This window comes from Massilia sp. (assembly GCF_031995545.1).
Taxonomy (GTDB): Bacteria; Pseudomonadota; Gammaproteobacteria; order Burkholderiales; family Burkholderiaceae_D; genus Telluria.
On the sequence record NZ_DAMAGA010000048.1, the window covers coordinates 1 to 11159 of the forward strand.

General features: G+C 60.8%; 9 protein-coding genes and 1 tRNA gene (1 of these 10 running past the window's edge). 9 read left to right on the forward strand and 1 reads right to left on the reverse strand.

The window, feature by feature from the left end:
- The 5 genes from RTQ83_RS21905 to RTQ83_RS21925 all read left to right on the forward strand — a co-directional run.
- A partial coding sequence (locus RTQ83_RS21905) for a DUF2345 domain-containing protein (RefSeq protein WP_312519421.1) occupies window positions 1-1384 on the forward strand: 1384 nt, incomplete at its 5' end.
- 54 nt (window positions 1385-1438) lie between these two features.
- A complete protein-coding gene (locus RTQ83_RS21910) occupies window positions 1439-3385 on the forward strand; it encodes a phospholipase D-like domain-containing protein (protein WP_312519424.1) in 1947 nt (648 codons plus the stop codon).
- A 1-nt stretch (window position 3386) separates the two neighbouring features.
- Window positions 3387-4415, forward strand: a complete 1029-nt coding sequence (locus RTQ83_RS21915; protein WP_312519427.1) for a DUF6396 domain-containing protein — start codon at window positions 3387-3389, stop codon at window positions 4413-4415.
- A gap of 44 nt (window positions 4416-4459) precedes the next feature.
- On the forward strand, window positions 4460-5485 hold the full coding sequence (locus RTQ83_RS21920; RefSeq protein ID WP_312519429.1) for a DUF6396 domain-containing protein: 1026 nt from the start codon (window positions 4460-4462) through the stop codon (window positions 5483-5485).
- A gap of 26 nt (window positions 5486-5511) precedes the next feature.
- Entirely contained in the window at window positions 5512-5790 is a 279-nt protein-coding gene (locus tag RTQ83_RS21925; RefSeq protein ID WP_312519432.1) for a PAAR domain-containing protein, read from the forward strand.
- Window positions 5791-5934: 144 nt separating this feature from the next.
- On the opposite strand, the gene RTQ83_RS21930 is transcribed toward RTQ83_RS21925, so the two are convergent.
- Window positions 5935-7008 (reverse strand): carbonic anhydrase family protein, encoded by a 1074-nt coding sequence (locus RTQ83_RS21930; protein WP_312519435.1) that lies wholly within the window; start codon window positions 7006-7008, stop codon window positions 5935-5937.
- Between the two features lie 199 nt (window positions 7009-7207).
- Here RTQ83_RS21930 and RTQ83_RS21935 point away from each other — a divergent pair, with 199 nt between their 5' ends.
- From RTQ83_RS21935 to RTQ83_RS21950, 4 genes are all read left to right on the forward strand, one after another.
- A complete protein-coding gene (locus RTQ83_RS21935) occupies window positions 7208-8143 on the forward strand; it encodes a peptidylprolyl isomerase (RefSeq protein WP_312519438.1) in 936 nt (311 codons plus the stop codon).
- Between the two features lie 8 nt (window positions 8144-8151).
- Window positions 8152-10104 carry a DNA mismatch repair endonuclease MutL gene (gene mutL / locus RTQ83_RS21940; RefSeq protein WP_312519441.1) on the forward strand — a complete coding sequence of 651 codons (1953 nt, stop codon included), beginning with the start codon at window positions 8152-8154 and terminating at the stop codon, window positions 10102-10104.
- A 5-nt stretch (window positions 10105-10109) separates the two neighbouring features.
- Window positions 10110-11057 carry a tRNA (adenosine(37)-N6)-dimethylallyltransferase MiaA gene (gene miaA, locus RTQ83_RS21945; protein ID WP_312519443.1) on the forward strand — a complete coding sequence of 316 codons (948 nt, stop codon included), beginning with the start codon at window positions 10110-10112 and terminating at the stop codon, window positions 11055-11057.
- Window positions 11058-11137: 80 nt separating this feature from the next.
- Window positions 11138-11159, forward strand: a tRNA-Met gene (locus RTQ83_RS21950) (it continues 155 nt past the right edge of the window).

Here is an 11159-nt window from a genome sequence, read left to right on the forward strand (position 1 = left end):
TGTCTATCCGAACGGGAACATCGACCATCCGCTCGTTCTCGGCGCGCTCTACAACCATGCGAACATGCCGCCATGGTCGCTGCCGGAACAGCAGGCACTGGCCGGCCTGCGCAGCCGGGAGCTTGGCGGCGGGACGCGCGGCAATCATCTGGTCCTCGACGATACGAAAGACAGGATCCAGGCCCAGCTCAAAAGCGATCATCAGTGCAGCCAGCTATCACTTGGGCACATTACGCGTATCGAAGACAACACTGGCCGCAAGGACGCACGCGGTGAAGGCTGGGAGCTGCGCACCGATGGCCATGGCGTGGCGCGCGCCGCCAGGGGACTTCTGATCACGACCGAAGCGCGGCAGGCCGGGCGCGGGCCGATCAAGGACATGGACGAGACCTCGCGCCGCCTGGCCCTCTCAGCCGAACAGCATCAACTGCTGGCGGAGATCGCGCAAAAGAACGGCGCACAGGAGCCAGTCGACAATCAGGACGACGTTGCTGCAGTCCTGCAAGGACAGAACGAATCCGTCAAAGGGTCGAATGCAAAAGCAGGCAGCTTCCCTGAACTGACCAAGCCGCATTTGGTGGTCGCCAGTGCTGCCGGCATCGCAACCACGACTGCTGGCGACACCCACATCGCCAGCGACTGTCACACGGCGTTCACGACCGGGAAAAGCCTGTCTCTAGCTGCCGGCACGCATTTCTTTGCCAGCATCCGCCAATCCTTCCGTCTCTTCGTGCAAAAGGCCGGTATGAAGATGGTCGCAGCGGCGGGGGACATCGATCTGCAGGCACTGTCAGACAACATCAAGCTATTGGCAAAGCTGGAAATCACGCACACGGCAAACCGGATCACGATCAATGCCAAGGAAGAGGTCGTCATTAACGGCGGTGGCAGCTACGTGAAATTTGCTGCCGGCGGCATCGAACACGGCACCAATGGCACCTTCGTCGCGCACGCTGCCCGCCACAGTCTGGTCAATGCAAAGAACGCAGAGATGGCCGTCAACATGCCACCAGTGGCCGATGTACTGCGCAAAGGCCGTGCTGCGCTCCACATCGGGAGCCATGCCGAAACCGCAGGACGGACCAGTGCCGGCTTGCCCTTCAAACTGTTCAAGGGTGGGGCGATGGTGGAGCAGGGACAAATTGACGACAAGGGAAACATCCAGTTCGCACATGAACTCGATGCCGCCGCAGAGTACAAGGTCGAGCTTCCAACCGGTCAGTCTTTCGACATCGCGGCGGGTGACTATGTCGAGCAACACGAAATCAACGCCGGCGCGGGATACCACGGCTACGAGAACCCTGGCGGGCTCTTGTCCGAGGACGAAGTAACCCTGAACCAGGATCGGATCGATGCCAACCCCTGGTCCGATGACCGCGCCTGAATTACCGCAGGCGACAGGAGGCAATCAGCTTGTTTTGAAAGGAAGCATATGGGAATGGACGAGAATGCTGGGCTGTACAAACAGAAACTCAGCTACAACAAGACAGTAGGCCCCTACCAGTGCTTGTCCAAACCCTGGTGGGTAAGGACAAGCAAGCACGGCGCTTACCCACCTCGCCACGCCTGCCGTATTGAACCGCTTATCTGCGGCGAGGAAGTGTTCCGGAGCATAAGAGATGATCTGCTCAAGGCCCAACGCAGCGTGGACATCATCACCTGGGGATTTGATCCGGGCATGGTGCTGGTACGAAATGGCGGAGCCGAAGACGGAGTGCGCTACGGCGACTTGCTCAAGCAGCTTGCGACCCGTAAAGAGAATCCGGTTGCGGTGCGACTGCTCCTCTGGCACGACGATGCTGCCACTTACTATCATGTGAAAAATAACCCGGGATATTACGGCGGCCGCATTCCGACAATCGGCGGCTACGCCGGATTTTTCGGTGACTCGCACGATCAGTACAACCGCGATTGGTTCGACGAAGTCATCGCGGGCAAGGTGCCAAACATCATGCTGCAGGTCCGCGAAGTTGCGCTCAATCTCCGAGGGCCGGCGCTCGAGGACGAGAACTACAAAAGCAGCTTCATGGGCACCATTGGGTCTATCTACCCCACGCACCACCAGAAAATGGTGCTGATCGATTACGAAACGCCTGACCGCGCTGTTGGCTACGTCATGGGACATAACTCGACGACCGACTTCTGGGACACAGTCGATCATCGCTTCCGTGATGTGCGCCGTGAAACTCTCTACAAGAGAAATCCGGCCGAGGCAGTGGGCCAGTTGGACAGCATCATGGACGAAGTGGGCGACCTGTACGATCAACAAATGAGACGGGACTTGGGTGGGCAACCAACGGGACGACGAAGGGCAGCGCGACTCGCTGAATTTGCAAAAGAATATGCCTTTATCGCGAAACCCTATCAGGACGTCTCGTTGCGGGTGCAGGGTCCTGTTCTATGCGATCTGAATCATAATTTTTGCTACGGCTGGGCGGAGGCCAAGGCAGCCTCGTCAACTTTGATGAATGCCCTTTGGATGACGCCGCCAGGCCTGATGGTCAAGGCAACACTCGCCGTGGCCAGGGCGATTGATAAAAAACCGGAGAGCGCGCCTGCGCTCGTGCAAAGCAGGAGGCACATCAGGGCAGCCGATTTCATCCTGCGCGGCGGTCAGCACAGCGCTCAGCTCATGCGCACCTACCCTGCGTACAAGGAAAAATCGATCAAGGAATGCTACGCCAACCTGACGCGGCTCACCGAGCATTACATCTTCATCCAGAACCAGTACATCCAGTATGAGGACTGGGTAACCCATCTGACGAAATGTGCGGCGAAGCTGCGTGAAGCAGGCTACACCAAACCCATCTACGTATTCATTTTGACCTCGACACCAGAGTCCGATGGCATGGACCTTGCGACTTATGACATCGCCAGACAGCTTGGGCGCAGCGAAACAATGGTGGCCGAGCATGCGAGAGCGTTGGAGTGCGCCAAGCGCAGCAAGAAAAAGGCTCCGATTACTGCAGACGAGCTGGCGGAAAGAGGGATAAAAGCACTCATGGCGTCGATGTGGAGCGGCGCTGCCCAACCGAAATCCGCGGAGGATTACGAAGAGACGTACATCCACGCCAAAGTAGCAATCGTGGACGATGCGGCCTTCACTGTTGGATCGGCCAACCTGAACGTGCGCAGCATGGCGCTAGACAGTGAACTTAATTTGCTGAGCCAGGCCATGGATGTGGCTTTCGACTTGCGCAAGAGATTGTTCGCACAGTGCACCAATGATGCCGGGCCGGCACAGTTCGGCGATATGAAAGAAACGTTCGATAAATGGCTGAATCTGATGGAAAGAAACACTGATGCAATGGCAGACAGATTACCGTTGTCTGGCCAAGTCGCTATATTCCATGTCGACAGGCAACCCGGATTCCCGGTCATTTGATATGAAAGAGAAAATCCGCCAATACGTTTATATCGCTGGTGCATTGGCCGCCATCGTGACTGGGGCCTGTTTTTTTCGACTACATCTGGAGCACCTGAAAATGCAAACAATTCCCTCTGGCTTGCAGGCTTTCGACGTGAATGACCCGATCCCGACCTGCGGTCGCTGGAAAGATACAATGCCGAAATTTCGCGATCCAGCCGCCTATGATCTCTATATCAATGCTCGTAAGTTATGGCGAAGCAAAATTGCATGGCAGTTAACGCGCCAGGAATTCCTCAGCATTCTTCACGACGTACAAACCGCAGCCGGTCAAGGCGACTGGGGGGCACGCGCATTGTTGGCTCACTTCTACAGATCCGGCCTCGGTCCCCTTGATTCCAACCACGTGCTTGATATCGACTTGGATAAATCAGTCAACATTGTCCGCGAAGCCGTCGCGGCTGGCCAAGCTTGGGGATACTACGATCTCGGTGTCGCTCACGAGCAAGGCTATGGAGGTACCGTGCAGAATGAGCAAGTCGCGTGGGCTTACTATCTGAAAGCGGCAAAGCTAGGCAGTCCAGATGCGCTGATGGCCTTGGCGAGCACTTACCAGAAAGCAGAACGACGCGATGCCGAGATAGCGATGATTATGTGCGCATACAATCAAGATCACGGCCCGGCGGCTCATAAACTCGGTATTAAAGCCGACCTTCGTAAGAACTTCGCAAAAGCTTTGGAGTATTACCAAGCCGGGACGAGATTCGGAAGCAAGGGCTCTGCTGCAGTACTGAGACAAATATTCGACATCGAAGAGTGGAATTCACGCGAAAAGCAGGATCAGAACGCATTAAAAGAATTAGGAGTACTGCCTGATCCTGAGCGTAAGAGCCGGTACGACCAGATTTCAGATGCACTGGAGCTCAACCCTGACCTGAAACTAAGCCGGCTGGACCGAGTAGTGCCGTTACCTCCTGCAGAACTACCTGCATGGAACGGCATCCAGGACGCGGTCGAACCCGAGTCGGATGCTCCACCGACCTATTAACACGGCCTTTATCAACCGGATCGAATTCAGACGCTCTATTTGCCATGTTCTCTGTACGCCGACGATTCATTCTTGTTTATGCAACGCTTGCTGCCGTGGCTGAAGGCTATAGCTTTGCGAAGCATCTGGAGTACGTGAAGACGCATACGATCCCCGCCGGCTTGCGACCGTTCGATGTCAACGGCCCGATCCCGACCTGCGGACGGTGGAAGGACACCATGCCTAAAACACGCGATCAAGCTGCTTACCAGCTCTACATTAACGCCCGCAAGCTGTGGCGCAGCAAAATCGCCTGGCAACTGACACGCCAACAATTCACAAGTATTTTCCACGATGTGCAAGCGGCTGCAAATCAGGGCGACTGGGGCGCGCGCGCGCTGTTGGCTCACTTCTACCGGTCTGGCCTCGGCCCTCTCGATTCAAACCATGTGCTTGATATCGATCTCGACAAATCGGTCGAGATTGTCCGCATGGCCGTCGCGGCAGGCCAGGCCTGGGGCTACTACGATCTCGGAGTTGCGCATGAGCAAGGCTATGGGAACGCTACGCAGGATGAGCAGATCGCATGGGCCTATTATCTAAAGGCGGCAGAGCTCGGCAGTCCGGACGCGCAGATGGCATTAGCGAGCGCTTACGTGAAAGTTAGGCGTTGGGAAGCTGAGGAAGCAATGATAATGTGTGCATATAAACAAGGTCATGGCCCGGCAGCCTACGATCTTGGAGGCACAGCAAAATATAACAGAGATTTTAGAAAAGCGTTGACGTATTACCAAGCAGGAGTGAGGTTCGGCAGTAAGTTTTCGGCAGTAGTCCTAAGACAAATGTTTGACACTAAAGAGTGGAATTTGCTTGAAAAGCAGGATCGGGATGCATTTAAAGAATTGGGAATACTGCCTGATCCTGAACGCAAGAACCGGTACGACCAGATTTCAGATGCGCTGGAGCTCAACCCCGACCTGAAACTGACCCGGCTGGACCAGGTAGTACCGTTACCTCCTGCAGAACTACCGGCATGGAACAGCATCCAGGACGCGGTCGAGCCCGAGCGAGATGGCGTGCCGACCTACTAACGTCATCAACTCTTAAGGAACAAGAGATGCCACTGAAAATAATCACAGTAGGCGATAAAACCGACCACGGTGGAACCGTCATCAGCGGGTCCGCAAGTCACGACGTCGGAGGCCGTGCAATAGCGAGACTAGGGGATCGGGTGAGTTGCCCACAGGTCTACCCTGGAGGAAAGCCGCATGGAATCAACAAAATTGTAACTGCCTCCAAATCCTTCACTGTCAACGGCTTACCTGCCGCTGTCGAAGGATGCACAACAGAGTGTGGGTGCAAGCTGATCGGGAGTCAGTCGGCAAGCGTCGGTTAAGCGCTGCTGTGCGAGATAACGAAAGAGACACCAGTCTCATTCATGGCCGCTTAGTTTTGTCTGTATGACTGTCCTTGCAGAAAATCCATCACCAGACGACAGCAATGGCACGTTTAGACAGCTAGCCGCCTCGCCAAATGCCGCTTACATCGATTCCTTGACCATCCGCCCATTACTCGGCTGAATCGGCCGCGCATTGAACGGATACAGGCGCGAGAACAGCGCCATCTGCTGCGGCGAGGCCGTCATCGGCTGCTTCATCACGATCCACAGCACGTTCTCGGTGCATGGCGGTTCGGTCAGCGAGCCCATGTAGGTGAAGTAGTCGCGCCGTGCCGGCAGGATCTCGTTCACGTCGAGCACGATCGACGGCGTGACGACCGTCAGCTTTTCCAGCGGCAGGTTGTTCCACACGGTCTGGATCATCGGATTGGCCACGCCGCGCTCCAGCAGCACCGCCAGCACGGCGGTCTTGCCGTCGTAGCTCTTGTGCACCAGGTGCACCACCATCTCGGTGCCCTTGCCGTTGATGCGCTCTTCGCCCGGACGGTGGAAGTGGAACTGCTGCAGCTCGTACGTGGTGCCGCCCACGGTCAGGAAATTGCCGCCCGCGACGTTGACCTGGATCGTGTGGCCGTTGTCGATCTCGTTGAACGAGCTCGGGTGATAGTCGAAGGTCACCTGCTCCAGGTCGACTTTCAGACCGTCGCGCAGGTCGATCGGCGACTGGCGATTGCCGGTGTTGCACGATGCCCAGGCGGTGTTGATCTTGGACCAGTTCTCCGGGCCGAACTCGCCTTCATAGGTCCAGTGCGTGCCGTTCTTCGGCTTGGCGGCGGCGACCGCTGCAGCGGCGGCCGCGGCGGCAGCGGCTTCGGCTTCCTTGCGGCGCTTGGCTTCGTTGATCTTGCGCGCACGCGCGGCTTCCTCGGCGCGCAGGGCCTGCTTGGCGCGCAGCTCGGCCAGCTTCTCGGCGATGCGGACCGACAGGTCGACCTCGGCATCGTCTTCCGACTTGGTCGCGGCGGCGGTCGGCGAGGCGGCGGCCGGGGTCGCGGCGGCAAGCTTCAGGTTCGGCTTGATCGAGGCGACGGCGGCAGCAGCCGGCTTGGCGGCTTCGGCGGCAGGTTTGGCGGACTTCGGAGCGGCTTCGCTCGCGGTCGCATTCGTAGCCGCCAGGGCCAGGCCGAAGGCGAAGGGGGCGATCAGGTTACGCATGGTGTTCCAGTGAGTGGGCATACCCTCCCGTTATCGGACTTCGGGGACGTAACTTGAGTGCGCTACAGCAACAAATGGTGAGAATTTGCCGGATCTGCGGATTAGGAAAGATATTCAAGACATTTCGGCAAGTCAAAAATGGCTTGGATTACAATCACTCAGTTATCTCAAGAGTGAACCAACAATAAGGAGAACCGGGATGCAGGGACGTTCTACCACCATTCACGCCGCCGCCATCTGTGCGGCACTGCTCGCCATGCCGGCTGCACACGCCGCCGCCAAGATCGAGAAAGAATTGCCGCCCAAGCCCTCGGTGGCCGATGTGGTCAAGGCGTCCAAGGCGGCCGAATGGCGCGCGCTGGACCCGGACAACACCCTGTACATGGAACTGCCGGCCGGCCGCGTGGTGATCGAACTGGCTCCCGCATTTGCCCCGAACACGGCCGCCAACATCCGCGCCCTGGTGCGCGAAGGCTATTTCGACGGCCTGGCCATCATCCGCGCCCAGGACGGCTTCGTGGTGCAGTGGGGCGACCCGAACGCGGACGAAAAGAACCCGAAACCGTTCAAGGCGGCCACCACCGTCAAGGCCGAGTTCACCGCGCCGATCAAGGCGGCCGGCAGCTTCACCCGCCTGAAAGACGCCGACGTCTACGCGCCGCAAGTCGGCCATGTGAATGGCTTCCCGGCCGCGCGCGACCCGGCCACGAACGAAACCTGGATTCCGCACTGCTACGCCACCGTCGGCGTGGCGCGCGACAATGGCGCCGACACCGGCAACGGCTCGCAGCTCTACACCGTGATCGGCCACGCGCCGCGCCACCTGGACCGCAATATCACCGTGGTCGGGCGCGTGGTGTGGGGCATGCCGCTTCTGACCGTGGTCCCGCGCGGCACCGCCGCCGCCGGTTTCTACGACAAGCCCGAGCAGCGCACCCCGATCGCGAGCGTACGCCTGGCCGCCGACGTGCCGCAGGCCGAGCGCAGTAAGCTGGAAGTGATGCGCACCGACAGCGCCTCGTTCCAGGCGGTGGTGGAAGCGCAACGCAACCGCGGCGGTCCGTGGACCAAGCGCGCGGCGGGCCACATCGACGTGTGCAACGCGCCGATTCCGGTGCGCGAGGTCGGGCTATAATCCTGGGGATGAACGCCCCTGACCTGACCCGCCGTCCCATCCAGCAGCTCCCCGATCAGCTCATCTCCCAGATTGCCGCCGGCGAAGTGGTCGAACGGCCATCGGCCGTGGTCAAGGAATTGCTGGAAAACGCGCTCGACGCGGGCGCGACCCAGATCACCGTGCGCCTGGAAGAAGGCGGCGTCAAGCGCATCGCCATCACCGACAACGGGCGCGGCATTCCGCCCGAGGAATTGCCGCTGGCATTGTCGCGCCATGCGACGTCGAAGATCGCCTCGCTGAAAGACCTGGAAAACGTCGGTACCCTCGGCTTTCGTGGCGAGGCGCTGGCCTCGATCGCCTCGGTGGCGGCAGTACGCGTCACCTCGCGCACGCCGGATTCGCCGCACGCCTTCGAGATCGTCGGCTCGCACGAAGGCACGGTGGCGCCCTCCTCGGGCGCGTTCGGTACCACCATCGACGTCCAGGACCTGTACTTCAATACCCCGGCGCGGCGCAAGTTTTTGAAGTCGGAACAGACCGAATACGGGCACTGCGCCGAGGTCGTGCGCCGCATCGCGCTGTCGCGTCCGGACGTGTCGTTCAGCCTGTCGCACAACGGCCGCACCATCGATCATTGGAACATCAGCGAAGACGCCAAGCGCAGCGCCCAGATCCTGGGCAGCGACTTCGCCGAAGCGCGCCTGGTGCTGGACGAATCGGCCGGCCCGCTGCGCCTGCACGGCTACGTCGGCCTGCCGACCGCGTCCAAGGCGCGCGCCGACGGCCAGTTCTTCTACGTGAACGGACGCTTCGTGCGCGACAAGGTGCTGGTGCACGCGGTGCGCGCCGCCTACCAGGACGTGCTGCACGGCGATCGCTTCCCGTGCTACGTGCTGTCGCTCGATCTCGATCCGGCGCTGGTCGACGTCAACGTCCACCCATCCAAGATCGAGGTGCGCTTCCGCGACAGCCGCGCGGTGCACCAGTTCGTGTTCCATGCGGTGCAGCGCACGCTGGCGCAGACCTCGGCCACCGCGCACGGCAGCGTGCCGGCGCCGATCACGGCGGCCGAAGTGCGCCCGAGCGGCACGCCGCTGTGGCAGCTCTCGCAGTCGCCGGCGCAGGCGCCGATGCGGCCGCACCAGCAGACCTCGTTCGGCACGCAATTGTCGCCGACCTTCTCGCCATCGCCGTTCGCGCCCGGCAGCCGCTGGGACGATCCGAGCACAGGCGGTGGCGTGGCGCAGCGTACCGAGGCGTATGGCGCGCTGTTCGCGTCGAACGATAGCGACCGCGCTGCGGCGCCATCGGTGCAGGAAACCTCGACCAGCGCCATGGGCGCCGTGCCGCTGTCCGCCTCCGAGCGCCCGCTGTCGAACGACGACTTCCCGCTCGGCTTCGCGCTGGCCCAACTGCACGGCATCTACATCCTGGCCCAGAACACGCGCGGCCTGGTGCTGGTCGACATGCACGCGGCGCACGAGCGCATCCTGTACGAGCAGATCAAGAACGCGCTCGACGCCCAGGCGCAAGGCCAGGAAATGCAGGTGCAGTCGATGCTGATCCCGGTGACCTTCTATGCCGACGCGATCGAGGTCGCCACTGCGCAGGACCATGCCGACACCCTGAAAACGCTGGGCTTCGACATCGCCGCGCTGTCGCCGACCACGCTGGCGGTACGCAGCGTGCCGACCCTGTTGAAAAACGCCGACGCCCAGACGCTAGCGCGCGATGTGCTGCGCGACGTGCGCGAATACGGCGGCTCGCGCGTGCTGATCGAACGGCGCAACGAGCTGCTAGGCACCCTCGCCTGCCACACCGCGGTGCGCGCCAACCGCATCCTCACCGTCCCCGAAATGAACGCCCTGCTGCGCCAGATGGAAAGCACCGAACGTGCCGACCAGTGCAACCACGGCCGCCCGACCTGGGTCCAACTCGAAATTTCCGCGCTCGACAAGCTGTTCCTGCGCGGCCAGTAAAGACTATGACGAACAAACCGTTGGCCGTGGCCATCATGGGCCCAACCGCGTCGGGCAAGACTGCGGCCGCCCTGGCCATTGCGCAAGACCGACCGGTCGAGATCATCTCGGTCGACTCGGCCCTGGTGTACCGCGAGATGGACATCGGCACCGCCAAGCCAAGCAGCGAAGAACTGGCCAGCGTGCCGCACCACCTGATCGACATCATCGACCCGCTCGACGCCTATTCGGTGGCCCAGTTCCGCGCCGACGCGATCCGCCTGGTGGGCGAGATCCAGGCGCGCGGCGCGCTGCCGCTGCTGGTGGGCGGCACGATGATGTATTTCAAGGGCCTGGTCGACGGGCTCGACGACCTGCCGGGCGCCGATCCCGCATTGCGCGCCGCGCTCGATCTTGAGGCCGCACGCATCGGCTGGCCTGGCATGCATGCCAGGCTGCGCGAGCTCGACCCAATCACCGCCGACCGGCTGGCGCCGAACGACGCCCAGCGCATCAACCGTGCGCTGGAAATCATCGCATTGAGCGGCCAGCCGATGTCGGCGCTGCTGGCCAAACGGGCGAAACCCGAGCTGCCGTTCGAGCTGGTCTCGTTCGGGCTGGAGACCGACGAGCGCGCCGTGCTGCACAAACGCATCGCGCTGCGCTTCGACCAGATGCTGGGCCAGCGCGACGACACCGGACTGGTGGCCGAAGTGGCCAGGCTGCGCGCGCGGGGCGACCTGTCGCCGACGCTGCCGTCGATCCGCTGCGTCGGCTACCGCCAGACCTGGGATTACCTCGATGGCAGGATCGACCGCGCCACGCTGCGCGAACAAGGCATCATCGCCACCCGCCAGCTGGCCAAGCGCCAGATCACCTGGCTGCGCGCGATGCCGGACCGGATCGTGATCGACTGCCTGGGACCGGACCCGGCGGCGGCGATGATGGCGCACCTTGCGACGTTAGAGAAATGACATCGCATCAAGAATTTTCGCGCAGACCATCACACATTCTTGACACATAACCTGTCGCGCCCGATAATATCGGTCGTTGCGGTGATATAGCTCAGCTGGTTA

What these genes read in the sequence shown, in the direction of transcription:
- RTQ83_RS21910 (WP_312519424.1), top strand. Translation starts at nt 1,439, where the DNA reads ATGGACGAGAATGCTGGGCTGTACAAACAGAAACTCAGCTACAACAAG.
- mutL (WP_312519441.1), top strand. Translation starts at nt 8,152, where the DNA reads ATGAACGCCCCTGACCTGACCCGCCGTCCCATCCAGCAGCTCCCCGAT.
- miaA (WP_312519443.1), top strand. Translation starts at nt 10,110, where the DNA reads ATGACGAACAAACCGTTGGCCGTGGCCATCATGGGCCCAACCGCGTCG.
- RTQ83_RS21925 (WP_312519432.1), top strand. Translation starts at nt 5,512, where the DNA reads ATGCCACTGAAAATAATCACAGTAGGCGATAAAACCGACCACGGTGGA.
- RTQ83_RS21915 (WP_312519427.1), top strand. Translation starts at nt 3,387, where the DNA reads ATGAAAGAGAAAATCCGCCAATACGTTTATATCGCTGGTGCATTGGCC.
- RTQ83_RS21930 (WP_312519435.1), bottom strand. Translation starts at nt 7,008, where the DNA reads ATGCGTAACCTGATCGCCCCCTTCGCCTTCGGCCTGGCCCTGGCGGCT.
- RTQ83_RS21935 (WP_312519438.1), top strand. Translation starts at nt 7,208, where the DNA reads ATGCAGGGACGTTCTACCACCATTCACGCCGCCGCCATCTGTGCGGCA.
- RTQ83_RS21920 (WP_312519429.1), top strand. Translation starts at nt 4,460, where the DNA reads ATGTTCTCTGTACGCCGACGATTCATTCTTGTTTATGCAACGCTTGCT.